Raw genomic sequence first — 25,741 nt, 5'->3', positions numbered from 1 at the left:
TGTAACACCATAGAGTTTTATTTAGCCAAGATGAAAAAGTTAATTTTATTATTTACATGTGCGCTGTTGTCTGTCTCACCTTTTGCTTTTGCAAAACAATCAGATAACGAACCCAGGGATCATTTACGACCAAAGCAAGCTGAACATGTGTTTAAACAAGCCAAGCTAGATGGCATAGTAGACTTTAAGTTGTTCAGTGACGCTTACATCGCTTATCAGAAGACACCCGATAGAAAGAAGTCGGTACTAACGATCATCGACTATAGTAAACCATCAACTGAAAAGCGTTTTTATGTGGTTGATTTAGATAAAAAGAAGCTAATCTACAATACGTATGTTTCTCACGGCGTGAACAGCGGAAAGAAAACAGCGACACAGTTTTCAAATGTCGTGAACTCGCGAAAAACATCATTGGGCACTTTTTTGACTGATACCACTTACTACGGCTCAAATGGCTATTCACTTCGATTAGATGGGCTAAGCTCTGGATTAAACGACAAAGCTCGCGAGCGTTACATTGTCGTGCACGGTGCCGATTACGCAAACCCTTCCTTCATCAAGAAGAATGGATACCTCGGACGCAGTTGGGGTTGCCCTGCTTTGCCAGAGAAGTTGTCTCGCGAGATCATTGACACTATAAAAGGCGGCAGCGTTATTTACGCAAGCGCGTAATACCGATGCGATACATATGGGGAAGAAAAAAGAAGATTCTATTTCTTCCCCAGTAATAATCCTGTTAGCTTAATCGTCCTTGTGCAACGACTCTCTTTCCATTTTCGCTTACTCGAAAGCGAAAACTATTGTGTTATTCGCTGATATACCTAAGTGCGATCAGAAAACTCTGTTCATCCCCCTTCCATCTCGTTAGTATACGCTGAGTTGATCAGACACTGGCTTTCATCGTTATCATAGTTCCACTAAGATTCCTTAATCATGGTGGGTAACTGTGGCTTTATATGTTTAGGGTTACTTCTTGCGTTATCTACACCGTATATTATTGATGCTTTCTTTTTCCCTGCTCTCAGGGCTCATCACAGCTTCATATGCGCATGAGTGGCACCACACCAAACATTACACTTCCGAGCGCCTACTTAAACTCTCTCAACAAGACGATTTTGAGCTAGCACACACTGATTTTCATGCCTCAGCTTCTCTGAGCTCTTGGGGTTCAGAAAGTTACTACCTACATATAAAGCGCGAGTTGTTCGGGCTTGTCTCCTGTCGCCGAACATCAGCTACTGATGGCGTTTTATCATCAGATTTTACTCCTGATTATTTTTTACTTATTGCTTTCTCTTCTCCACCACTACTGGAGTTGGCAAAACAAGCATCTCGCTTACCTCTAGACAGTTATGGCGGACTCATGAGTCAACGCTCTCTTTATCGCCTCTCAGGAAGAAAGGAAGCGAACTTAATGTACGTCTTTACTCATGGTCGCAACGCCTTCTCTGTTGTTTAACTTTTTATGACATACAGAGAACACGAAAATGTAACGATAAGAGCCAATATGCTCATTGTTACTAGAACCAATTTGAGGTCCATATAATGACAAGAATCGCTACAACCATCGCACTAGCATTACTATTTGCAGCGGGCTCAACCTTAGCAAACACAGAAACTAAGCCAGAAGAAATGAGTAACGACACTCTGTTAGAGTGTGCCAACGTTTCTAACGCACGTATTGCAGTTCCGGAACACAGAGCGATGTTCAGACACTACTTAATGTCTGAGAGAGACTACAGCTTTGACCAGCTATCGTCTGCCGAACTTGAATTTAAAGCAGCAGATAAGAATGAGTCTGAAGTAGAGAACATCTACAAGTCTCAGTGCAAAGAAGTTGGCGAATACTTATATAGCATTGGCTATTAAATTCGAAACCCTAACGACACTCAAAAAGAAAGGCGCAATGTATGCGCCTTTCTTTTTACTGATAAAAACCTGTCGATTAGATGTCTAATCTGCATACAAGCTTAAAAGTGCAAATCAAGTAAACTTACTGAGAAAACTCAGACACATCCTTGGGTTTACAGAACGCTCGACGTGCTTTAACAAACAAGAAACTAAGCACTCCAATCACAAGAGTAATTATTGGTGCCGCCATTAATAGCATTGTGATTGCTTTGCTCATATTTTCCGGTAGCAAAGGAAGTAATGAACCAAAACCGCATAATATCAGCGTCCATAAAATCGCACTCAGCCACGCAAAGTAATGGAATTTACTAATACGTTTCACTCGCAACCCCATCATTAATGGCAATAGGGAACGAACAACCGGAATAAACCGCGCGCACAAAAGCGCAACCAATCCATGTTTACTGAGTAATACGTCGACTTGTTCCAAACGCTTTTGAGGAACCGCACTCACCCAGCCTTGGACCTTAGGTAAGCGATTTAGCCACTTGCCTTGTAAATAAGCCGCCCAACTTCCCAACCCCGCACTAACAGCTATCACCAACATGATCATAATTGGGTCAAGGACGCTAACCGCCGCCAGCGTACCGGATAGTACGACGACACTGTCGCATGGGAAAGGTGCAGCAGGAATAAAACCACTTTCCAAAAAGATAATCACAGCAACAACAAAATAAACCAAACCTGCACTGCCTGGCGCCATTAACGCCGTGAAATCTTGATGCCAAAAAGCACTCAAGACCTGAATGATCGAATCAAACATAAACCGCTCCTAAGCATAATTAACCAAAAGTTGCAAAAACATGGAATGTGTTAGCGAGCATGTATAAAGCGGTATATGAAATTCGATTCTTTTCTCACGCCGATTCTGTATTTAGAGTGAGTAAAAATACATTCAATACAACAATCTAAAGCCTCATTGCCGATGCGTTTTAGCCACTTCATCGAGTAAATTGCCGAACGATGCGCCCACCATGCTACATCAAGCATTTCAAACCATTCGGGTTCTACATCGTCGTTCGAGCTCATTTCCTTAGCATGGCTAACCCTCACTACATTCCGGCTGTTTAAACTCGGATAGTCTTGTTGTATTGGAGAGATAGGATGTTCTGAAAAGTGCTTCGACTTAGCGTCAACAGCGATATGCTGGTTATGAAAGGAAAGAAAATTTGGGTGTGAGTGCGCCAGGCTCATGCTCGGAGCCAGCAAGCAGAAAAGTAGTCCGAGTAAAGCAATCAGAGTCGTACGCACAAAGGTAACCAAAACCAAAATAATAAGTTCTTTTAACCCTGTGCGTAGCTATTGGCAATTAGTATTCTTAATCGTTAAGAATACTAATTATTTTTCACCGTAAGGGTAGCTTTCAAACATCTTCGCGATTTCTTCTTGGATGAGAGATTCTCTTTTCTCAGAGCTCATTGACTCAGACAGTTTACGACTTGAAACGCCTTTCCAAACGACTTGATTAGCCTTTGCATCAACCAGTTCAACCACCAACTTCCCATACTTACGCTCTTTATATCTTTCTGGGCTTGAAGTGATCACACCAAAGCTATTCCAGCCATAGCCAAAGCTCACCGACGATCCTGAAGAAACAAGCTCGGATTCTTCTACGATATCATGATGTACGTAAAGGTCACCGCCACTATTTACCTTAATTAAACCCTTACCCTCAAGCTGTTCAGCAAGCCCTTGCTCAATACGTCGACCATCAATACTGGTAGGAGCTTCCGCCTGAGCACCGAAGTCAAACGTTCTGTAAGCTGAAAAGTCGGCTTGTTTATCTACATCGGTTGTAACGGTAGTACAAGCAGATACCAGCATCACCACCAGCCCTAATATCAAACCTCTCATCATGTTAAATCTCCTTTGGTTAAGCTGACTGTTTCAGCAGAATTACCCTGTGTTATACATACGCATCAACAGTAAAAAGTAATCATTTCAATATCTAGTCTTGACCATGAAACGTGACTGTTCAATAAACGAGATTAACCTTTACACAGAAAATCTTGAATATCATCAACATCTAAACACCTAAGAATTCGGTGTTTACGACCTAATTGGAAGCCCCTAGGCTTAGTAGCAGAATCGCGAGTGCCACAAAAAACCAGAGACAATGAACACTTTAACATCAGTCCGCTACTTTTTTAGGCAACTGACAAACATTTGATGAGAAAAGACTTTTCTTTTTCGTGCAGTGTGGCATATTAACTGAGTCCTATCGATGCGCGGGCATCGTATAATGGCTATTACCTCAGCCTTCCAAGCTGATGATGCGGGTTCGATTCCCGCTGCCCGCTCCAATCTCTTTATCCAATTTACTCATAAAAATCCGATGGCGGAGCGAACAAACGGCGGCAGCGTTGTTTCCATGATAAGTTTGGTCGAGTTACGTCATAAAACATGTCTTTCCATTCTGCAAACGTCACGCGGATGGGATTAAAGCTGTTTACAGGTTTAGAAACCCCATACCGAACCGTTTCCACCTCTGGTTCAAACGTTCCGAACATTCGATCCCAAATAATTAATACACCCGCATAATTTTTGTCGATGTACTGACGGTTCACACCATGATGAACGCGATGATGAGACGGCGTGTTAAATACCCACTCTAGTGGCCCGAGCGAACGAATTGATTGGGTGTGAACAAAAAACTGTAAGCCCAGATTAAACAACACAACGAAGACAACCCATTTTGGCTCAAAACCAATAATCACCAAGGGCAACCAAAAAATCCACATCCCCGCTAGCGGATACATTAAACTTTGACGAAATGCGGTACTGAAGTTCATTCTTTCCGAACTGTGATGAACAACGTGCGCGGCCCACATCCAACGAATACGATGGCTAGCCCGATGAAACCAGTAATAGAAAAAATCTTGCAGGACAACAAGTAAAAGAAAAGCTGAGACGCTCATTTCGATATCAAACAAACGCCAATCAAACCACCACAAATACAACTGAGCAATCAGTAAACCCGTGAGTATGTCTGTCGCTTGGTGTAAGCCCGCAAGAACAAAATTACACGCTACTTCAGGGAAGTAATACGTCGCGCTTTCAGGCAAGCGTCCCCTTCTTTGTCCGAACCAATATTCGGCAAGCATGCAGAAAAAGAAAACTGGGGCCAGAATCATCAGAAGTAATTCTGGGCGGTCCATCAACTGCGTCCAATCCATTGTGTTTCTACCATTTTGCATAGTGATCTTCAGTAAGACCCATAACTTCTTCTAACTGATGTTTGATGCCATTTCCATCGATAATATAGCCAGAGAAATAACCGATGTACTGACGAAAGTTACTTTTGAGAAGCCAAAAATTTTTCTTCTCTGAGCGTCGATTCAAAGGCGTGAACTGTAAGTTAACTCGTTTATCTTCAGACGTAATATGCCACTTTTGCCCTTCATCACTTCGTGAAAACTGAAACTGCACAGGTTGCAAAAAGTGACGCTGACCATTAATCCACAATACATTTTCGCAATAGCCAGTTTCATTAACGCCAGCTGCCAAGTTCAACCCCAGACGCCTGTCATCCTCAAAGCAATTGATACTCGCCCAGCGCCAACTTGTTTCTCGCCGCATGTACCCAGCGGAAAAATCGTAACCAGCAGCCACCTCTGAAAGATCTTGCTCTTTTCCTAATATGAACAAGTTACCGTCTACTGCTAACGCATTGTGCTTCTGAGTATATGTCCAACCCGCATAACCTGTTGGCGTACACAACATTAATGGCAAACTCATATTTTCTGGACGTAAATAGAGATCCGCATTGACTGACTCTGTCACAAAGTGGACGTGCCAAATACCATCCTTAATAGAAAACTGAACTCTTTTGTTAGCAAGATGGGCAAGACTGCACCAACTGGAAGGCTGAGTTTGATAACCTATATTAAAAGGTTTCAACCATTGTTGCTCAATCAACTTATTCTTTTTAATATCAAACAGGTAGCAAAAGCCGGATGCTAAATACCGTATATCAGCAATCGCTACTCCAATGACGTAATTAGGTGTGACCAAATTGACGAACTGAAACTGCTTATAATCGCGGTAACGGCGCCACTTAGACACCGGCTTATCCATCTCATCGAGGTAGGTAAATTTATCTAGCTGTAACGATGTTGGAATTCCATCAAGGTGGCCAAACGCTGGTAGGCCATTCTGCTGAATAAACGAGTTCAGAACCTTAAGCTCATCCATATAGTTGTCTTTTCACAAGTTATCACACACAAACTTTAACATGACGTTAACATAAACAATTTGCGTAACTGCACAACAACATCGACTAAAGTGATTTCTGCTTGTTATATGTGAAACTGATCACTCAACCACCCGCTTACTTAGCTAGCCCTACCTATCTCAACCAACACAGCCTGGGTTAGAAGCTGCACATTCTCATCCGCAGGAAAGACCACTACAACCATTGAATCTTGGTCAAAATCACTATTTAATGGAAATACATTCATATAAACTGATTGCTTATTCACATCAAGGAAGAAATCTATGTCATACATACACGATACTATTGTTGCGTTGCAACACAGTAGCCCTGCGCAAAAAGAATTTTACCAAGCGGTAGAAGAAGTATTAACTTCTCTCGCGCCGGTAATAGAAGGCAATAATAAATATAAGGAACAAGCGATTATCCAGAGGATCGTCGAGCCAGAACGTCAAATCATGTTTCGAGTTCCTTGGGTTGATGATGCTGGAAATGTACAAGTAAACAAAGGTTATCGAGTTGAATTCAACTCTGCTTTGGGGCCGTACAAAGGAGGATTGAGATTCCATCACTCAGTCAATGCGAGCATCATAAAATTTCTCGGCTTTGAGCAAATTTTTAAAAACGCACTGACTGGCCTTCCTATCGGTGGCGGCAAAGGCGGTTCAAACTTCGATCCTAAAGGAAAATCCGACGGCGAGATCATGCGATTTTGCCAATCATTTATGAACGAGTTGTACCGTCACATCGGTCCTACCACCGATGTGCCCGCAGGCGATATCGGTGTCGGGGCGCGCGAAATTGGCTATATGTTTGGTCAATACAAACGATTGACGGGCCGCTACGAAGGTGTGCTTACAGGCAAGAGTCTGCTTTGGGGTGGCTCACTCGCCAGAAAAGAAGCGACAGGATATGGCGCCGTCTATTTTGCAGAGTGCATGCTCAACGACCGCAACGATTCATTGAAAGGGAAAACTTGTCTCGTTTCTGGTGCTGGCAACGTGGCTATCTACGCCATTGAAAAACTGTACCATATGGGAGCAACGCCAGTTACATGCAGCGACTCTCGAGGTACGATCTATCATGAGCACGGTATTGATCTTAAGCTCCTAAAACAACTGAAAGAAGTGAAAAGAGCAAGCTTAGAAGAATATTTAGAAACTTACCCTGAAGCAGAATACACACCAGAGGGCGACTATCCTAATGAAGGACATGCTGTTTGGCGATATCAGGCTGATGCTGCCTTCCCTTGTGCGACTCAAAATGAATTAACGTCAGACGACGCACTGGCTCTTATCGAAAACGGATGTATTTTGATTAGTGAAGGGGCGAACATGCCAACCACCCGTGATGCTGCCAATATTATCGTGGACTCGGACATAGCTTATGGGCCTGCAAAAGCAGCCAATGCAGGCGGCGTTGCAACCAGTCAACTTGAAATGGCGCAAAACGCCAGCATGCAAAACTGGACGTTTGAACAAGTGGATAGTCAGTTGCAAACCATCATGAAAAATATTTTCATCAATGCAAACGAAACCAGTAAAGAGTTTGGCCAACCTGGAAATTTAGTTTTAGGCGCCAACATTGCAGGCTTTAGAAAAGTCGCTGATGCAATGATTGAGCAAGGTGTCGTCTAGATGAACGAGCCAGCAGGATGACTGCTGGCTTAATATAACTCCGCAATAGGCCGCGCTTTTTGATAAAGAGCTCCACTTAATTCGCAATAAGCGTTGTCACTTCTGTTTTAACGGAGTTGGCGATAAAGCAATTCTCATGGGCCATGTGATGCAGTTTTTCTAATTGAGATGGTGTCGGTTGTTTTTCACCTGAAAATGTTATCTTAGGGTTTAACGTTACCTTTGATACCCACTCTTTTCCGTTTTCGCCTTTTTCAAGCTCCCCTACCGCTTCATCGAAGTAACTGTCCACAACATAACGTCGCTTTGCTGCAATAGACAGGAAAACGAGCATATGACAACTAGAAAGTGCCGCGACAAACGCTTCTTCTGGATCAACGTTTTCTTCTACGGATAGTGGTAATGGTACTACGTGGGGAGATGGAGATGCTGGGACTTGCAACCCTCCATCAAATTGCCAAATGTGTGCCCGACTATACTTATTATCACTAAACTCTTCGCCAGCTTTACGATGCCATTTGATTAAAGCGGAATGCTTACTCATTCTAACTCCCTGATTTTCCGACGACGAATCAACACTATCCGTCCTTGCCACAGTAAACCACAACAAAATGAGTTAAGGAAAGCATCGCACTCACAGGGACTATAAAATCTGTTGAGGATCGGCATTGTTCTTCTGGATATCATCCAAAAGTCTATGAGACTGATGGATGTTGACCTGTAACCGATTGATCAGCATCTGCAACTGCTCAATCTCGGGACTTTGGTTGGCTTTAAGTTGAGTTTCCAGGGCCTCCGTTTGGCTCGCCAAAATAGGTAAACTTAGGTTCAGTGCCATCCCTTTCGTTTTGTGCAACGTCAGCTCTAATGAAGCAAAGTCTTCAGCCATAAAGTATTCAATAAGTTCATCAACAGAAGTCTCAAAATCGACAATAATGCTTTTTAGCAACTCGTCGAGCGCTTCTGGCTCATCTCGTAAAGAAGTAAACATGCCTGAACGGGAGAGTTCTTCCTCTGTTAACCTTAAGTTCTCGATTGGCTTACGTTGCAATTGAAGCACATTGCTGTCACTCGTTAGTGGCGGATTCTGTTTCGGTTCGAGTCTGGCGGCAAACTGTTTGAGAGCGTCTGAAAAGCTCTCATGCTGTAGCGGTTTCGTAAGCACATGGTCTGCTCCTGCTTCAATAAAGCTATCGTGAGCTTCACGAAATACGTCTGCTGTGTACGCAAAGAGTAATGTCTTGATACCTAACTCTTGTCGGATAACGCGTGTCGCCTCAACGCCATTCATCTCGGGCATATGGTTGTCCATCAAGATCAGGTCGTACTCGTTCTCTTTCGCCTTTTTAACCGCGATTAATCCATTTTCTGCAACTTCCACTTCATGCCCAAGCTTTTCGCAAAACCCTTTTGCCACAATGGCATTCACACGGTTATCATCAGCAAGTAGTATCTTTAAATGGTGTGATTTTGCGCGAGGTTTCGGTGCTTCTTGCTGCTTTTTCGGAGCAGATTCTACCCAAGGAATCGGCAACTCAACGATAAATTGACTTCCAACGCCTTCTATACTCTTCAGAGTAATATGGCCACCCATCAAATCGGTTAGTTTTTTGACGATGGCTAACCCAAGCCCTGTTCCGCCGAACCTTCGAGTCGTTGATGAGTCTGCTTGCTCAAACGAGTTAAAAATATGCTCGTGCTTGTCTGGCGCAATACCAATACCAGTGTCGCTCACGCGCATGACCAACAACTGATTCGATTCATCTAACTCGGTTCTAACCAGCACATGCCCTTCATTGGTAAACTTCACCGCGTTACCGGCGAGATTAAATAAGATCTGTCGTAAACGCGCACAATCCCCAGTAAATTCAGTATATTCAGAAACCTCGTTTTCCAAGATTAGCTCGATATTTTTTTCATCAACAAGTGGTTTTATTGCGCTACACACCGGAGAAAGCACTTGATCGAGCTTAAACTTAGCTTGCTCAAATTCCAGTTTGTTTTCTTCAACTTTAGAAAAATCCAAAATATCGTTGAGGATAGTCATCAGATGCTGGCCAGAATCAAGAATAACCCTAATGTGCTCTTTCGTCGTCGGCTCTTTGGTCTCTTCTGCAATCATTTGAGAAAGCCCTAGTACACCATTCATCGGCGTCCTTAGTTCGTGACTCATTGCAGCGAGAAAATTTGATTTCGCTTTTGCCGCTCGCTCGGCTTTGTTTCTCGCCTCTTCAATTTCAAGATTCAACTGTTTTAAGTTATGCATTCGGTGATGTGACTGATAAACAAACGCGCTAACTAGAAACATCACCGCAATAAATACAAACAACCACGTAAAACGCGCCTCACTTTGAGCAATATTGAGTAACCGATGCTCTGAGCTTTCGACAAACTCAATATAAGTGTGATCAAGCAGTTCATTCGTCAGCAATTCAATTCTTTTATCACTCGTTTGAAGCCGCTTAAGGAAGTTCGCTTCCTTTTCACTCTCAACTTCCGTTTGTGTTAGAAGCAACTGGTTGAGAAATTCAAAATAACGACTGCCACCCAATGATTGACCGCTCTCGATAGAAACATCTTGCTGATATAAATTGAACAACATGAGTAATGCATACCGATTTTCTACCTGAACACCAATTAACATATCAAGCTTCAACGTTGTTTGAAGCACTCGCTCCTTAAACTGTTCAAGCGTATCCCTAACTTTTATACGATTGGGTGTCACGGGAAACCAAACTGATTCCTTTGATGATTCCAACAGTGCCTGTGCTGCGATTTCTATCTCTACTAAAGATGTTGTTAACTCATAGTTTTTTCTATCTTCAACGGCATATCGGTTCACGATAACATCACGCTCTTCAATCAACTCATGTCCGATGTTCATTAGCTCTGCATGAAATTCTTGAGCGTTTTTTGAGTTCATATACGACATATACGCCAGTGTGCAGCACGTCAGTATCCCAATAAAAAAGCAAAAGTTGATCAGTTTGAATTTATTCATTTTCCAACACCTCTAAAATTATGGGTCTAGGTGCTGTCAACGACTGCAAGAATGCTTCAATGTCCGCGACATTCTCATCGTTCATCGTTATACCGAGCTGGGTTTTAGCCATGATTTGTATCGCGTCGGATAACTTATCGACTTGCCCATTATGAAAATAAGGACTCGTTAGCGCGACATTGCGTAAACTGGCTACTCTAAAATAGAATCGCTCTTCATCCTCTATCGTAACGAGCTGCCTGCCCGAGTCCTCTACTACTGGCTTATCCTTGAAATAGGCGAACCTTTGGATCATCGCTCCGCCGATATTTTTGCCCTGATGACACTGCACACAACCTGAAGTCTGAAATGTTTTCCAACCTCTGATTTGCTGTTCACTCAGTACATGCGTGTAACCCAATAAGTAAGCATCGAATGGTGCGCCAGGCGTCTGCAGCCCTTCAACAAACTCCACAATAGCGGACTTGATATTATGAACGTTAATCGGCAATTCACCGTCACGATTAAATAGAGCTTGATAATGTTCACTCTCTTTTACATATTGCTCTATTGTTTGCCAGTTTGAGTCCATTTCCATTGGATTATGGATTGGACCATCAATCTGAGCCATCAAGGTGTTTTCCGTACCATCCCATAAAAAACGATAATTTAACGCTGCATTAAACACTGTTATAGAATTTCTAATTCCATCACCTTTCACCCCCGTAGAGACTGGTGTATTTTCAGCGCCATTGGTTTGCAGATTATGGCATGTCGCGCAGCTGACATTACCATTTGACGATAATTGAGGATCGCGGAAGAGATGCCAGCCAATTCTCGCTAGCTTAATATCCACATTAGGATCACCCTGTATGGGCTGAACTAAGGAGATATCACCTAACATCTTCGCGTTTCTTGCGGTTGTTGTTTGGCTCAAAATGAGTGTTACAACAGCTAGTGCGATTGCGCTGAATTGCCTCATCAACTACATACCTTAAACTTGTCATTGATATGAATTTAGTTGCATTTTGGCGTTTTTTCCACCGACAGGAAGTTGAAAAAACGAGTTAAGTATTGCTTTGTTTAAGGCTTTGGTTGAAGAGGGAGTAATAAGGCGAATAGGAAGAAATCGATCGCCTTATGAGTAGCTAACGTATTGAAATCTGAGTTTAGTGTAGAAAAGCCAAAAACCGTTGAAACCAAGTCACCTCTCCATACGAGATCAGATCGAAAATAGTAAAGAATACGGCACAGATAACGGCCAACTTAATCAAACGCTGAACAATAAACATAAACATCACAATTACCAATAATTTGCTTTAGTTTACTATCTCACACAGCGTTTATATATAAAAAAGTAGTCTCCTAATTAGCCTCGGCAACTTATTCATTAGAACCTATACTCAAGCATCTCTAAGTTATTTGGATATACTTGAATTAGGATTTCAAAAAGTCCCTGTGACCACACAAGGAGGACTGCATGAAACGACTATGGATATGGTTCTTACCTTTACTCTTGATGGCCAGTCAAGCACTGGCGAATACCGTTTGGATTGTTCCTGTCAAAGGCGCTATAGGGCCTGCTACTAGCGACTATTTATCTCGTGAAATAGAAGAAGCTCAACTAAACGGTGTCAGTTTAGTGATCTTAGAGATGGACACACCAGGCGGCTTAGACAGTGCAATGAGAGATATTATTCACGCGATTACCACCTCCTCCACTCCAATTGCGACTTGGGTTGGCCCGTCAGGATCTAGAGCGGCTAGCGCAGGGACATACATTTTACTCGCCAGCCACGTTGCCGCAATGGCTGAAGCCACCAACCTTGGCGCGGCAACGCCCGTCGCGTTAGGTGGTGCCCCTCAGCCCCCTTCATCGGATGATGGCAAAGATCAAAACGCGGAAGAAACGCCAGAAGGAACCAACGAAAGCTCAGAGAAAGTTCCCGCGAAAACCGCAATGGAGAAAAAGGTGATTAATGATGCTAGAGCCTATATTAAAGGCTTAGCAAAGCTTCATGGCCGAAATGCAGAGTGGGCAGAGAAAGCAGTGAGCGAAGCAGCGAGTTTGGACGCCACAGAGGCATTGGAATTAAACGTTATTGATTATATAGCCAACTCACCAGAGGATTTAGTCAAAGCCATTAATGGACAAACTGTTAAAGTTAACAATCGTGATGTGACATTGTCACTGGAAAATCCCGTATGGATTGAAAGAACACCCGATTGGCGAGCAGAAATGCTAGCCGTTATCACCAATCCAAACGTTGCCTACATTCTAATGCTCATCGGCATCTACGGTTTACTTCTTGAATTTTACAACCCAGGAATTGGCTTACCCGGTGTGCTAGGTGGGATTTGTCTGCTTCTGGCCATGTACGCACTACAAATGATGCCCGTCAACTACGCAGGTCTTGGTCTGCTGTTACTCGGTATTGCACTAATGATAGCGGAAGCATTCAGCCCGAGCTTTGGTATTTTGGGCTTAGGCGGCGTTGTCGCCTTTGTACTCGGTTCGATATTTCTCATGGACAGTGAGTTACCAGGATTCCAGATCGCCCTTCCTTTGATTTTTGGTATTGCCATATTTTCCGTGGCTCTAATCGTGCTGACCGTCGGCCTGCTGCTCAAAATTCGTCGCCGGCGTGTAACGACGGGTTTAGAGACATACCCTGGGAAGGTCGCCGTGGTAAGCGATGACTTTATCGATGGCGAAGGACGCGTTCAACTCAACGGTGCGTTATGGCGAGCTAAAGCCAAAGACCATCAACAATTCAAACAAGGTGATCACGTCACCATTGTTAATGTTAAAGGGCTGACCTTAACTGTGATGCCTGATGACCGCCAAAATAAATAGGAGGCGCTTTATGATGCTCTATACCGTTGCGGTGATCGTGGTGCTGCTGTTCGCACTAGCGACCCAAATGTTCAAGGTTTTGAGAGAATACGAACGTGGGGTTGTGTTCTTTCTTGGTCGATTTCAAGAAGTCAAAGGACCTGGTTTGATCATCCTTATCCCATTTATTCAGCAAATGGTGAGGGTTGATTTACGTACTGTCGTTTTGGATGTGCCGACACAAGATTTAATTACAAAAGATAACGTTTCTGTGCGCGTCAACGCGGTCGTTTATTTTCGCGTAGTCGATCCTCAAATGGCGATTAACAATATTGAAAGCTACAACGATGCCACCAGCCAGTTAGCACAAACCACGCTGCGCTCGGTATTGGGTCAGCATGAACTCGATGAATTGCTATCAGAGCGAGAACGCCTCAATAAGGATTTACAATCCATTCTTGATCAACAGACTGATGACTGGGGAATCAAGATTGCTACGGTTGAAGTCAAACATGTTGATTTAAATGACAGCATGGTCAGAGCCCTAGCCCGTCAGGCAGAAGCAGAACGTAACCGTAGGGCGAAGATCATTCACGCTACTGGTGAGTTAGAGGCTTCAAATAAATTAAAAGAAGCAGCGCAAATGCTCAACGAAGCACCGAATGCACTGCAATTACGTTACATGCAGACACTCACTGAAATCACTACAGACAAAACATCCACTATTATTTTTCCAATGCCGATCAATCTTGTCGAAGCTGTCAGTGATATCGCCGAAGCGGTGAAAAAGAATAAAGAAACACAAGATAAGTAAGATTTTGCCCCTAGGAAGTAACGACCGCTCACGTTACTTCCTTATTTGGTACTCGCTTTAAGGATGTGCCCATCTTCTTTATCACATTCTTGTTTCATTACTTCTAAGCCCGTTTTAAAGCATGTTCGCCAAGCGGTTTCAACATCGGCATCGTACCCAGAATCACACTGTCGAACCGTTTCTAACAAACTCTCAAGCCAAACATCAAAATCCTGCGGCTCTATACCAATTTCGGCACTTGCATGCTTTTTCCCATACTTTTCCACCATTTTGTGCGCTTCGGTCGAGGTATCTGCCATCATAAAAAACACGATAGACCCTCTAAGCATTCTCACTTGTTGGTGCATGTCTATACCGTCAAACTTCTGTCTAAAGTTGGCACTTTTCGACCATAAATTTTTGTAGAACAAGTCGAAAAACTCCTGATCTGAAGTACAACGTTCATAGCTATCATTAAAAACTTCAATCACGTTCATGTTGCTTTCCCCTACTCCTCAATATGAGTTTAATTTAATATCAAATAAAAGCTTCCAAATAAGGACTTTTAAGTTTCAAATCGATCAACTCACATCGATTTTCAACAAAAAGTAAAAAGTGATTTAAATAAACACCCTCTTATCAATGAAAAAATATCCATTATCATGAACCCATATTCGAGGTACGCATGGTTGTCGATGCTAGTGCATCCTCATCTGTCATCACATAAAGAGGATATAAACGTGTCCCATCAAATCATTACCGATCTAAATAACCGTTACACTGCAAAAAAATATGATGAAACCAAGCGCGTTTCTCAAGAAGACATGGCGATAATCAAAGCAGCACTGCGTTTGTCGGCGTCTTCTATCAACTCACAACCATGGAAATTCATCGTTATTGAAAGTGATGAAGCGAAGCAACGTTTCCACAATACGTTTGCAAATATGCACCAGTTTAACCAACCACACGCGAAAGCCGCATCACATACGATTCTGTTTGCTTACGATCCTAAATTTACTAAAGAGAAATTTGCGAAACGTGTGGATGCAGAAGTAACATCTGGCCACTTGCCAGCGGAGATGTACAACAACTTTATGGGTGCTTACGCTTTTGCCGATGCAAATACGGACGAAAATGGCTTCAACGGAAACTGGACAAAAGCACAAGTCTATTTGGCACTAGGCAACCTACTACACACATTGGCACGACTAGGCATTGATTCAACACCGATGGAAGGTGTCGATCCGGCTCTGATTGGAGAAGAGTTTAAAGAAGAGCTCGAGGGCCATATTTGTGAAGTTGCGCTGGCGATTGGCTACCATAAAGATGGGGAAGATTACAATCATGGTCTTCCAAAAGCACGCCTTGCAATGGATGAGGTAATTACGACTCTATAGTCGACCATTGTCTTAGCTTAGCGACTTAACTCATTGTTTAAACTAAAAAGAGCCGCACTAATGTGCGGCTCTTTTTACTTGGTTCTGCGTCAACTTTACGCAACTTGCTCTGACTTAAAATTACCAAGCAATGCATCGTAAAGCTCATTGTCGCTTAACACACCAACCAGCTTATTATCTTCAACCATAAGCAGAGGCTGATTGCTACGCTGTTTAAGTTCAATCGCTTCTCGCATACTGATTTCTGGGCTAACCTGAACCAGAGAGTTTTCATTAACTTCGTCAAGGTTCGAAGAGTCGCTCTTCCATTGAATCAACGATTTATCTTTATCCGCTAAACTTAACCCCTTGCTCTCTTGTATCACCCAAATATTTTTATCAGGGCAAATCAGAACACGCGTATCTTCGCGAACCAAATCGTCACGCATTAAGGAACGTCCCTTCAGCACATTTAATGGATTAGTGTGAGCAACAAAGTCCGCCACATAATCGTTTTCTGGAGCAAGAATGATCTGTTCTGGCTTGCCATGTTGAATCAGCTTTCCTGATTCCATAATGGCGATGTTGTTACCGATTTTAAGTGCTTCATCTAAGTCGTGACTCACAAAAAGAATGGTTTTGTTTAGCTTTTCTTGCAGCAGAATCAGTTCATCTTGAAGCTGAGCGCGAATCAATGGGTCAAGCGCTGAAAACGGCTCATCCATTAACAAGATATCTGTGTCCATCGCGAACGCTCGCGCTAGGCCAACACGCTGCTGCATACCACCAGAGAGCTCGTGCGGGAATTTCGTTTCCCACTCAGACAAACCGACCATTTCGAGCTGTTCACGCGCTTTTTTACGGCGCTCAGCTTTACCAATGCCTTGCATCTCTAGACCAAACGCTACATTGTCTAACACCGTTAACCATGGCATCAATGCAAACTTCTGAAACACCATGGACACGCGGTGCGTACGAAGGTGGCGCAGCTTCTGTTCGTCACAGTTAGAGAGCTCAACCATATCGTCGCCATCTTTGATTTTCAGAGAGCCACGAGAAATATCGTTCAATCCGTTAACCGTTCGCAGCAAACTTGATTTACCCGAGCCCGAAAGCCCCATCAAGACACAGATCTCACCCTGTTTCACGTTCAGCGAAACATTATCAACCCCAACCACTTGGCCAGTTTCATCAATGATTTCTTGTCGAGACTTCCCTTGATCTAGTAGTGCTAGCGCCTGTGCTTGTTGCTGACCAAAAACGACATCAAGATTTTTAATAGTAATAGCGTCCATGATTATGCCTCCTTCTGGTTTGGTGCTTTACACAAGCGATCAAGAATGATGGCAACGAGTACAATCGCTAAACCCGCTTCAAAACCTTGTGAAATGTTTACCGTATTCAGTGCACGTACGACTGGCTTACCAAGCCCATCAGCACCAACAAGCGCCGCAATGACAACCATAGACAAAGACAACATAATACATTGCGTAACGCCAGCCATAATACTTGGCAATGCCGCAGGTAACTCCACCTTAAACAGTAGCTTCATTCGGCTGGCACCAAATGCTTTACCCGCTTCAAGTAGCTCCTCCGGCACTTTAATAATGCCGAGGTACGTCAATCGAATTGGCGCAGCGATAGCGAAAATGATGGTCGAGATTAGACCAGGGACAATACCTAAGCCAAACAGAACCAAGGTTGGAATTAGGTAAACGAATGTCGGTACGGTCTGCATCAAATCGAGTATTGGCCGCAACAAGGTGTATAACCAAGGACGGTGCGCCGCCATAATGCCCAACGGCACGCCAATTAATACGGAAATCGTTGTCGCTGCAAACACAAGGACAAAGGTTTCCAGCATTTCTTGCCAGTAACCAAGGTTGAGAATTGCGAGTAAGGCCAACACGATAAATACGACAAGAGGAATGCTGCGATGTAAGAACCAAGCAATTGCCGCCGTCATAATGATTGGCGCTGCAGGTGGCATCCATTTAAAAATGTCCACCACGAAAAGAATGATCGTTTCAAGTGTAATAGAGATTGCATCGAAAAAACCCGATGCATTGATGGTTAACCAATCGACGCCAGTTTCCATCCATTGGCCCAACGGTAGTTTGTTGTCCGTAATAAAATTCAAAATAAAACCTTTGTGTTAATGAAGCGGGCAAAACTCTGCCCACTTTCTTTTAAAAAAACGAGCTCAAATACTGCTTATTAAGCGTTTGTTTTTAAGTAGTTTGTAATAGCTGTTAGCGCATCTTGGCCATCTACCGTTTTCACGCCCTCTAGCCACGCTTCAATTTGCTCTTGGTTTGCATTCAACCATGCTTGCGCTGCTTTTGATGGCTTCTGTTTCTGGTTAAGAATCGCTTCCATCAGTTCATTTTCCATTTCTAGGTTAAACTCTAGATTTTTCACTAGCTGACCTACATTTGGACACTCAGCGAGGTAATTTTTACGTACGTTTGTGTAGACGTTCGCGCCGCCGTAGTTAGGACCGAAGAAGTCATCGCCACCCGCTAGATATTCCATTTCAACGTTACTATTCATTGGGTGCGGCGCCCAACCTAGGTACACAATCCATTGATTGCGGCGTGCGGCACGTGATACTTGAGACACCATGCCAGCTTCACTGGATTCAACTAGGCTGAAGTCTTTTAGGCCGAATGCGTTGCTATCAATCATTGACTGAATTAAGCGGTTACCATCGTTTCCAGGTTCAATGCCGTAAATGCGGTCTTTAAATTTGTCGGCATGTTTTACTAGGTCAGCGAAGTTGGTTACGCCTGCGTCATAAACGTATTTTGGAACCGCTAGCGTGTACTTTGCGCCAACGAGGTTCGCGCGTACGGTTTCAACAGTACCTGCATCACGGTATTTCGCGATATCACCTTCCATCGTTGGCATCCAGTTACCTAAGAAAATGTCGATATCGCCATTAGCCATAGAGGAGTAAGTTACAGGCACAGACAGAAGATCGGTCTTCGTTTTGTACCCCAACCCTTTAAGTAACTCTGATGTAACGGCAGTGGTCGCTGTGATGTCAGTCCAACCTACATCTGCGAAACGAACCGTTTCACATTGGTTGGCGTAAGCGCCTGTTGCTAAAGTACTTAGTGCAATTGTTGAGAAGATTTTTGTCATCTTAGACATGTTGAATTCCTTGTAATGATTACTGACTTTTTCATTTTATGAGATCGAATCGAGATCTCTTTTTGGCGGATGCATTCGTTGCATCTCTTGCCAGTCCGGTGCAATCCAAACTGGTACGTTGTTCGACGTTTCTAGGGCGTTATCCAAAATCATATCCGCGGCGCGTTCTGCCACCATAATCGTTGGCGCATTTAAATTACCGTTCGGAATGGTTGGGAAAATAGAAGAGTCCACCACACGCAAGCCTTGAATACCGCGTACTTGGCATCGCTCATTTAAGACGGCTAATGGGTCATTATCTGCGCCCATTTTGCAGGTACAAGATGGATGGTAAGCACTCTCGACGTTTTGCTTCACCCATTCATCAATCTGTTCATCCGTTGTGATGTTCAGACCGGGTTGGATCTCATCCCCACGAAACTCATCCATGGCTGGCTGATTGAGGATCTCGCGAGTAAGGCGAATACAATCACGCCAATCCTGCTTATCTTGTTCAGTGGAAATGTAGTTAAACTCAATCTTCGGCTTATCATTCGGATTCGCAGAGACAACTTCGACCGACCCGCGACTTTCTGGCTTGTTAGGTCCAACGTGCACTTGGAAACCATGACCATCAAAAGCAGCTTGCCCGTCATAACGCATTGCCGCTGGCAAGAAGTGATATTGAATATTTGGCCACTTTAGCCCTTCTCGAGAGCGGATAAATGCACACGATTCAAAGTGGTTAGTAGCACCAAGGCCTTTGCGAGTTAATATCCACTCAGTGCCAATCAAGCCCTTGCTCACCAAACCTAATTTGCTGTTGAGCGTGATAGGTTGCTTACAGTGATATTGGAAGTACACTTCTAAGTGATCTTGCAGGTTTTTACCTACCCCCTCCAACGAGTGTTTCACCTCAATGCCCGCTTTTTCCAATACTGCCTTAGGGCCAATGCCTGAAAGCTGCAACAGCTGAACGGAGCCAACCGAACCCGCACTCGAAATCACTTCATTATTCGCAAAACATTGCTGAATTGAACCTGACTTTTCAAATTCAACGCCTACCGCTTTCTTTCCTTCTGCACCCGTTTCTTCTAATAAAACTCGATGAACCGTCACCCTCTTCATTAGGGTGAAGTTTTTGCGTTTTTTAGCACGGCTTAAGTATGCATTAGAGGTTGAAGCGCGCACGCCTTTGTCGACGGTCATATGCATTGGACCAAAGCCCTCTTGCTGATAACCGTTGTAATCTTTTGTTTCTGGGTAGCCCGCTTCTTTGCCTGCATCAATAAAAGCTTGGTACAGCGGGTTGAGCTTCATATCGTTGCCGTTACATGTGCCGACTGGACCGTGATCGCCCCGATATTCATCAGCACCACCAATCCAAGACTCTGCTTTACGGAAATAAGGCAAACACGACTGATAGTTCCAGCCTTTCGCGCCTTCCTCTTCCCACTGGTCGAAGTCACAAGCGTGTCCGCGAACGTAAACCATGCCGTTGATAGATGAGCTACCGCCCAGAACTTTTCCGCGAGGGCAATGAAGTTGGCGACCATCCAACCCTTGCTCTTCAACCGTCTCAAACTGCCACGCGTATTTTTCAGTGTTCATCGGGTAAGAAAGCGCCGTTGGCATTTGGATAAAAATACTTTTATCCGACCCACCCGCTTCGAGTAATAGGACCGAATTTTGACCACTTTCACTTAAGCGATCCGCTAACACACAGCCGGCCGAACCCGCACCGACGATGATGTAATCGTAGTGTTGTTGCATTTTTATTCTCCTAGGAGTTAATACTCATCACCGTAGATAAGTGAACGAAATTAGCGTAGGAAAAATGCTTGAGAACAAGGCGGAAATTTTGATAAGTAGTTAACCTACAATCAAAATTGACAACGTAGTTATCGAGCATTTTAACAAGCTAAAGTGGTCAGTTATCTACTATGAGTAGTATCATTTGTAAGGGCTTTCGAAGTCGCTTAGCTGAACCAGAACACTCTTCGTTTGTGTGTAATGTTTAAGGGTTTCGACTCCGTTTTCACGGCCAACACCTGATTGCTTGTAGCCGCCAACTGGCATTTCCGCAGGTGAGTCACCCCATGTGTTCACCCAACAAATACCCGCTTGAATTTGATGGATCACACGGTGCGCACGAGATAGGTTTTGAGTAAATACACCTGCCGCTAAGCCATAATCGGTGCCATTTGCACGCGCAATCACTTCCGACTCATCGCGGAATTTCAGAACTGACATTACCGGGCCAAAGATTTCTTGTTGAACGTGGTTCATGTCATCATCGCAATCGACAAATACGGTTGGAGCAACAAAGTTACCATTAGCTAGGCCATTGTCTGTTACTTTGTAGCCGCCAGTGAGTAACGTCGCGCCACTCGCTTTCGCGGCTTCAATCGCTCCTAGAACTTTCGATTCATGATCTTTGGAGATTAGCGCGCCAATTTGCGTGTTCTCATCAAGCGGATCGCCGACGACTAACAACTCGGTTCGGGCTTTAAGCTGTGCGATAAAGTCGTCATAAATACCTTCATGGACAAATACACGTGTACCGTGCGTACAAACCTCACCTTGGGTGTAGAAGTTCGCCACCATGGCCGCAGAAACGGCATCGTTTAACTTCGCATCATCAAAAATAATCAGTGGAGACTTACCACCAAGCTCCATCGTTACTTGTTTTAGTGTCTTAGCGCTGTCACTCATGACGACTTTACCGGTGCCTGACTCACCCGTGAATGACACTTTTGCGATATCAGGATGCGCCGTTAGCATCTGTCCTACTCGGTAATCCCCTTGCACGACATTAAATACGCCATCTGGCATGCCCGCTTCTGAATAAATTTCGGCGAGCTTAAGCGCCGTTAATGGTGTTTCTTCTGATGGCTTGAAGATCATTGCGTTGCCCGCAGCCAGTGCTGGCGCCGATTTCCACATCGCAATTTGAATTGGATAATTCCAAGCGCCAATACCCGCGCAAATGCCCAATGGCTCACGACGTGTATAGAAAAACTGATCGTCGCTGAGTGGCTGCTGTTCACCTTGTAGACTTGGAGCAAGGCCAGCGTAGTACTCAAGAACATCGGCACCTGTTGTTATATCAACTGCGATAGCTTCTTGAATGGGCTTACCAGTATCTGCCACTTCCAATGCAGCCAGCTCGTCATTACGCTCACGTAAAATGGCAACGGCTTTGTGTAAAATACGGCTGCGCTCAATCGCAGTCATCGCCGACCATGCAGCAAAACCTTTCTTTGCCGATTCAATCGCTGCTTGAAGATCGTCTTGGTTCGCTTGTTTAATGTTGGCCAATGGCTCACCATTCGCCGGATTGTAAGTGGTGAAGTGTTCATCTGAACACCCGTCGTACATCGCACCATTGATATAGTGTGCTTTCATTTCCATTTTGAAGACCTGTAACTTTTATATTTTTTCAGAATAAAACGTAAGTTGTTTTTCGAGATAATCGTTGATGATGATTCTCGCTCTTTCTGCATCAATGCCTTGCGGGTTGAGCGTTCCGCGCAGCCAAATTCCATCAATAAGTGATGCAATACCATGAGCAACCAATTCAGCCTGCTCTGCATTTAATAATGCTTTGAGTTCTTTTCTTAGGTGGGACAATAGACGTCGTTCGTTGACACGCTGTAAACGCTTGAGCTGCTCGTCATGCATTGAGTACGACCAAAACGCCAGCCAAGTCTTAGCAACTTGGTTTTCTGCCTGATAGCCGACAAAGTTACCGTCAATGATTGCATTAATTCTTTGGTGATGAGCATCACTTGGCAGCTCACGTAACTTCTGTGTGATAGTGGACGAAAGCTGACGCAAGATTTCTCGCATCGTTTCCTCCAGCAATCCGTGCTTACCACCGAAATAGTGGTTGATAATCCCCGTTGATACACCGGCTTCTTTGCTGATTAACGAAATACTCGCCGCGTGTAAACCGACTCTATCAATCACTGACATTGTCGCTTTCACAAGCTGCGGTTTTCTGATTTCAGGCATCCCCACCTTTGGCATTTTGCGTCCCTGTTATTTTTAATTGAACGGTTAGTTAAATATAAAATGCCTGAAAATTAATTCGAACTCAAATTATTTTTAAAGAAAAATGTTAGTAAAAAAGGATGAAAAGTTGAGGGTGTACGAAAAATCGCTCGGTAAGAACTTGTCGGGATAACTAGATTTTAGTTTAAGAACAAACAAACAAGAAAAACAAAATCAAATACTTAACTCTTACTCTATTTTTAAAACGATTATGAACGAGTTGATTTTTGAACAACAAAAATCTGTGCCACAAAAAATTTATATCGACCACTAATCATTTCACCTGTACACGGTTTATTTGTACAAAGAATAGACACACTAGTTTGTTATAGTTTTGTAGACACAAGTGGCATTCGCACTTTGAAGGTGAAGAAGGCAAAGAGAGAGGTTATATTGAACGCCATGAATATGCGATTCGATATCCTTAAGCCATTTTTAAGTAATATCGCCAAGTGACTTTAAGATGTTAGATTCAGCGTTTTATATTCGAAGCAAGGATCTCAAAGTCACTTGGCTATCAAAGTAAATGGGAGGGATAAGTTCAGATTCATCGTGCGATGAGCCTGAACTCTTGATTTCTGTTACGCTAGCGAGCGACCTTTCACGCAGTTGCGTCCGTTCGCTTTCGCTTGATAAAGCAATTTATCGGCCTGATCGCAAAGTGATTTAAAACTCATCTCATTATCTTTAGTGGTAACGACTCCAAAACTACAGGTCACTCTCACTTCTTCTTTCTGTTCCGTAACAAAGCCATGTAGGGATAAAGCGCTACGTAAACGTTCTGCAGTAATAAGGGCGTTTTTATGGTCTGTATTGGGCATAACAACAACAAACTCTTCCCCACCAAAGCGAGCAACAATGTCGTTCTCACGTACAGTTTCCTCCAACACTTTGGCAACGCCCGTTAGTACGGTATCTCCAAACACATGCCCATAGGTATCATTTACCTGCTTGAAATAATCCACATCGATTAACGCTAAAGTTACTGGCCCCGATTGTGGTTTATTTGGCACCATTTTCTGTTTATCGAGTTTGCTATCTACCCATTTATTTAAAGCTAGATAACCGTACTTAACTTGCTCGACTTGCTCAAAAACAAAGTGTTGTATCTTTTCTTGCTTAGATTGAGGTACCGGTTTCTCTTTTCGCTCACGCCTCACTTCTACTGGCTTAGTGAACCAGTCCTCTAAAAAACGGCGATTGAACAACCCTGTCAATGTGTCTGTCTTTGCGAGGCGACGCATTCTCAAACGCGAGCGATTGACGACGAGAAATACTACCGCCATCAAAAATAGAACACCGATGAGCGCAAGTAGCGCTTCACCCAATAAGTAAAAAGTACGACGGTTATTTTCTAGCTCCATACGCTGCAACACATTGTTCCAGTTGAGATCTTCGTTCTCATATTCAAGTCGTTCCAATTCAAATAACGTCTGCTGGCGCTCAAGATTTTCAACTTCTCTTTGATTACTAAATTGGATAAATTTATCGTGATAGTTACCGTAAGTTTCGAATGCTAGTTTAAAGTCATTGCTCCCCGCATAGGCCATAGCGGCGACTTTTAGTAGCTCCATTTGCTGTTGCTTGACGTATCGACTCTCTATAATCTCCGGCAGCATTGGCGCGATCATCGCTAAAAGTATTTCAAATTGCTGCTGCTCTAACATATATTCGGCTTGTAACAACTTAAATGTTGCCAAATACGCGCTAGACGTTTCTCTGTACTGTAAATTCTCCGCCAGCTTCAAGTGGTTAACCATCTTCTTTTCTTGATTCGTCTCGCGATATAAAGCTGCAAGTTCAAGGTTAACTCGAAATCTAAAGCGTCCATCACCGATAATTTGAGCCAGCTTTAACGCTCGCTGATATGACGCTATCGCCTCTTCGTATTGGAACTGTGCTTTATGAAGTTTCGCTATCGTCAAAACGCTCAACAACTCATTGAACGACATACGCCTATCCCTAAAATAGCGATATGCTTGTTCCAAAAGCGCCTCAGATCGGTCGTAACCCTGAATTTTGACAAGTACGTCACCTAGCTCTAGTGCTGCACGTTCGACCAGCCCGTGAACACCTGAAGATTCAGCCGCATCCATGGACGACATAAGTGCAGCATAAGATTTTTTAAACTCACCTTGCTCATCGTAATAGCGTCCTTTTAGCAACAGGATTTCTGATTCAAGTTGCTTATCACCATTCTCACGCGATGTTTCCAACAAGCTATCCAACGCAGAAAGCGCGGTATCGATATCGCTCTTTCCAACCATAGTTCGCATCTGAATCAACTTAAACAGGAGATACTCATGGCTCTGTGGACGCACAAGCTCCAATCCTTTTTGAACGACACTCTGACTCTCTTCTACGCGCCCTAGCAGCTCTAAAACCGTGGCCTTGGCAAGCCAGTAACGCACCAACAGCGCTGTTGGTTGGTTTTGTAGCAAAGACTCTTCTTCTAACGCTTCAATCAAAGCTAAAGAACTCTGAGGTAATGCGTAAATTTGATTTTCGATGCCTTCTAACGACTGTAAAAACTTACCTTCCTGTTCCACCTTTTCTGTGGAGGCCTGAACAGAAAAACACAGACACCCCAATAATAGCGGCATCGTCCTAAGCGAATGAAATAGTGACATTATTGCTCTTCCCTAATGGGTAGTTACTTCAGTGTAATTGAGAATTCTGATTATTTATTATTAAGACAACTGAAGGTTATTCAGTCAGCCTCATATTCCCATGTATTTTGCGCTGAATAATAAATCACCATCTTTAGATGCCGAAATAGTTTTCGGTCACAATACAACCAATGA

The 25,741-nt window shown here is 43.6% G+C and carries 23 protein-coding genes and 1 tRNA gene; 8 read left to right on the top strand and 16 right to left on the bottom strand.

All coding sequences use genetic code 11. The annotated features are described in order from the left end of the window. The first annotated feature begins 30 nt into the window (after positions 1-30). From IJ23_RS12930 to IJ23_RS12920, 3 genes are all read left to right on the top strand, one after another. A complete protein-coding gene (locus IJ23_RS12930) occupies positions 31-672 on the top strand; it encodes a murein L,D-transpeptidase catalytic domain family protein (protein WP_033906463.1) in 642 nt (213 codons plus the stop codon). 328 nt (positions 673-1,000) lie between these two features. Next, complete coding sequence (locus tag IJ23_RS12925; RefSeq protein WP_033906462.1) at positions 1,001-1,459, top strand: hypothetical protein; 459 nt, start codon at positions 1,001-1,003, stop codon at positions 1,457-1,459. An 86-nt stretch (positions 1,460-1,545) separates the two neighbouring features. Next, positions 1,546-1,869 carry a hypothetical protein gene (locus IJ23_RS12920; protein WP_005373158.1) on the top strand — a complete coding sequence of 108 codons (324 nt, stop codon included), beginning with the start codon at positions 1,546-1,548 and terminating at the stop codon, positions 1,867-1,869. Positions 1,870-1,993: 124 nt separating this feature from the next. On the opposite strand, the gene IJ23_RS12915 is transcribed toward IJ23_RS12920, so the two are convergent. The 3 genes from IJ23_RS12915 to IJ23_RS12905 all read right to left on the bottom strand — a co-directional run bounded on the left by IJ23_RS12915 (position 1,994) and on the right by IJ23_RS12905 (position 3,768). Beyond that, positions 1,994-2,674 carry a DedA family protein gene (locus IJ23_RS12915; RefSeq protein WP_033906460.1) on the bottom strand — a complete coding sequence of 227 codons (681 nt, stop codon included), beginning with the start codon at positions 2,672-2,674 and terminating at the stop codon, positions 1,994-1,996. Positions 2,675-2,724: 50 nt separating this feature from the next. Beyond that, on the bottom strand, positions 2,725-3,162 hold the full coding sequence (locus tag IJ23_RS12910; RefSeq protein WP_230238006.1) for a hypothetical protein: 438 nt from the start codon (positions 3,160-3,162) through the stop codon (positions 2,725-2,727). 87 nt (positions 3,163-3,249) lie between these two features. Beyond that, on the bottom strand, positions 3,250-3,768 hold the full coding sequence (locus IJ23_RS12905; protein ID WP_005382627.1) for a DUF4136 domain-containing protein: 519 nt from the start codon (positions 3,766-3,768) through the stop codon (positions 3,250-3,252). Positions 3,769-4,139: 371 nt separating this feature from the next. Between IJ23_RS12905 and IJ23_RS12900 the strand changes: the two genes are divergently transcribed. After that, positions 4,140-4,214, top strand: a tRNA-Gly gene (locus tag IJ23_RS12900). Positions 4,215-4,229: 15 nt separating this feature from the next. Here the strand turns inward: IJ23_RS12900 and IJ23_RS12895 are convergent. Together IJ23_RS12895 and IJ23_RS12890 are read right to left on the bottom strand one after the other, a co-directional pair. Further along, the gene (locus tag IJ23_RS12895; RefSeq protein ID WP_005373167.1) at positions 4,230-5,087 is read right to left on the bottom strand and encodes a sterol desaturase family protein; all 858 of its coding nucleotides are present in this window, start codon (positions 5,085-5,087) and stop codon (positions 4,230-4,232) included. 7 nt (positions 5,088-5,094) lie between these two features. Then, positions 5,095-6,105, bottom strand: a complete 1,011-nt coding sequence (locus IJ23_RS12890) for a DUF2804 domain-containing protein (RefSeq protein WP_033906458.1) — start codon at positions 6,103-6,105, stop codon at positions 5,095-5,097. Between the two features lie 303 nt (positions 6,106-6,408). Here IJ23_RS12890 and gdhA point away from each other — a divergent pair, with 303 nt between their 5' ends. Then, the gene (gene gdhA / locus IJ23_RS12885; protein WP_005373174.1) at positions 6,409-7,761 is read left to right on the top strand and encodes an NADP-specific glutamate dehydrogenase; all 1,353 of its coding nucleotides are present in this window, start codon (positions 6,409-6,411) and stop codon (positions 7,759-7,761) included. 76 nt (positions 7,762-7,837) lie between these two features. Here gdhA and IJ23_RS12880 read toward each other — a convergent pair whose 3' ends face one another. The 3 genes from IJ23_RS12880 to IJ23_RS12870 form a co-directional block, all read right to left on the bottom strand. Continuing rightward, positions 7,838-8,305: an OsmC family protein gene (locus tag IJ23_RS12880; RefSeq protein WP_017820322.1), complete on the bottom strand. Its 468-nt coding sequence runs from the start codon at positions 8,303-8,305 to the stop codon at positions 7,838-7,840. 99 nt (positions 8,306-8,404) lie between these two features. Further along, positions 8,405-10,762 carry an ATP-binding protein gene (locus IJ23_RS12875; RefSeq protein ID WP_033906457.1) on the bottom strand — a complete coding sequence of 786 codons (2,358 nt, stop codon included), beginning with the start codon at positions 10,760-10,762 and terminating at the stop codon, positions 8,405-8,407. Next, a complete protein-coding gene (locus tag IJ23_RS12870) occupies positions 10,755-11,723 on the bottom strand; it encodes a cytochrome-c peroxidase (protein WP_017820324.1) in 969 nt (322 codons plus the stop codon). The genes IJ23_RS12875 and IJ23_RS12870 overlap by 8 nt, the downstream gene beginning before the upstream one ends. Positions 11,724-12,221: 498 nt before the next feature. Here IJ23_RS12870 and IJ23_RS12865 point away from each other — a divergent pair, with 498 nt between their 5' ends. Further along, on the top strand, positions 12,222-13,598 hold the full coding sequence (locus tag IJ23_RS12865; RefSeq protein WP_033906456.1) for an NfeD family protein: 1,377 nt from the start codon (positions 12,222-12,224) through the stop codon (positions 13,596-13,598). A gap of 10 nt (positions 13,599-13,608) precedes the next feature. Next, positions 13,609-14,391, top strand: a complete 783-nt coding sequence (locus tag IJ23_RS12860) for a slipin family protein (protein WP_005382637.1) — start codon at positions 13,609-13,611, stop codon at positions 14,389-14,391. Positions 14,392-14,432: 41 nt separating this feature from the next. Here IJ23_RS12860 and IJ23_RS12855 read toward each other — a convergent pair whose 3' ends face one another. Beyond that, positions 14,433-14,867: a globin gene (locus IJ23_RS12855; RefSeq protein WP_031780773.1), complete on the bottom strand. Its 435-nt coding sequence runs from the start codon at positions 14,865-14,867 to the stop codon at positions 14,433-14,435. A gap of 243 nt (positions 14,868-15,110) precedes the next feature. Between IJ23_RS12855 and IJ23_RS12850 the strand changes: the two genes are divergently transcribed. Next, positions 15,111-15,767 carry an NAD(P)H-dependent oxidoreductase gene (locus IJ23_RS12850; RefSeq protein ID WP_033906455.1) on the top strand — a complete coding sequence of 219 codons (657 nt, stop codon included), beginning with the start codon at positions 15,111-15,113 and terminating at the stop codon, positions 15,765-15,767. Between the two features lie 95 nt (positions 15,768-15,862). Here the strand turns inward: IJ23_RS12850 and choV are convergent, their stop codons facing one another. The 7 genes from choV to IJ23_RS12815 all read right to left on the bottom strand — a co-directional run bounded on the left by choV (position 15,863) and on the right by IJ23_RS12815 (position 25,540). After that, positions 15,863-17,041 carry a choline ABC transporter ATP-binding protein gene (gene choV, locus IJ23_RS12845; protein ID WP_033906454.1) on the bottom strand — a complete coding sequence of 393 codons (1,179 nt, stop codon included), beginning with the start codon at positions 17,039-17,041 and terminating at the stop codon, positions 15,863-15,865. Positions 17,042-17,043: 2 nt separating this feature from the next. Further along, positions 17,044-17,886, bottom strand: a complete 843-nt coding sequence (choW, locus tag IJ23_RS12840; RefSeq protein WP_005392552.1) for a choline ABC transporter permease subunit — start codon at positions 17,884-17,886, stop codon at positions 17,044-17,046. A 77-nt stretch (positions 17,887-17,963) separates the two neighbouring features. Then, positions 17,964-18,902, bottom strand: coding sequence for a choline ABC transporter substrate-binding protein (locus tag IJ23_RS12835; RefSeq protein ID WP_005382646.1), 939 nt, complete (start codon positions 18,900-18,902; stop codon positions 17,964-17,966). 36 nt (positions 18,903-18,938) lie between these two features. Beyond that, on the bottom strand, positions 18,939-20,654 hold the full coding sequence (gene betA / locus IJ23_RS12830; RefSeq protein WP_005373209.1) for a choline dehydrogenase: 1,716 nt from the start codon (positions 20,652-20,654) through the stop codon (positions 18,939-18,941). Positions 20,655-20,834: 180 nt separating this feature from the next. Next, a complete protein-coding gene (betB, locus tag IJ23_RS12825; RefSeq protein ID WP_033906452.1) occupies positions 20,835-22,295 on the bottom strand; it encodes a betaine-aldehyde dehydrogenase in 1,461 nt (486 codons plus the stop codon). 18 nt (positions 22,296-22,313) lie between these two features. Beyond that, positions 22,314-22,913, bottom strand: a complete 600-nt coding sequence (gene betI, locus IJ23_RS12820; protein ID WP_017820329.1) for a transcriptional regulator BetI — start codon at positions 22,911-22,913, stop codon at positions 22,314-22,316. Positions 22,914-23,518: 605 nt separating this feature from the next. Beyond that, the gene (locus IJ23_RS12815; RefSeq protein WP_033906451.1) at positions 23,519-25,540 is read right to left on the bottom strand and encodes a GGDEF domain-containing protein; all 2,022 of its coding nucleotides are present in this window, start codon (positions 25,538-25,540) and stop codon (positions 23,519-23,521) included. Positions 25,541-25,741 lie beyond the last annotated feature (201 nt).

Origin of the sequence: Vibrio sp. OY15 (genome assembly GCF_000742455.1) — a bacterium.
Classification (GTDB): domain Bacteria; phylum Pseudomonadota; class Gammaproteobacteria; order Enterobacterales; family Vibrionaceae; genus Vibrio; species Vibrio alginolyticus.
This window is presented reverse-complemented; position numbering and strand designations above follow the sequence as displayed.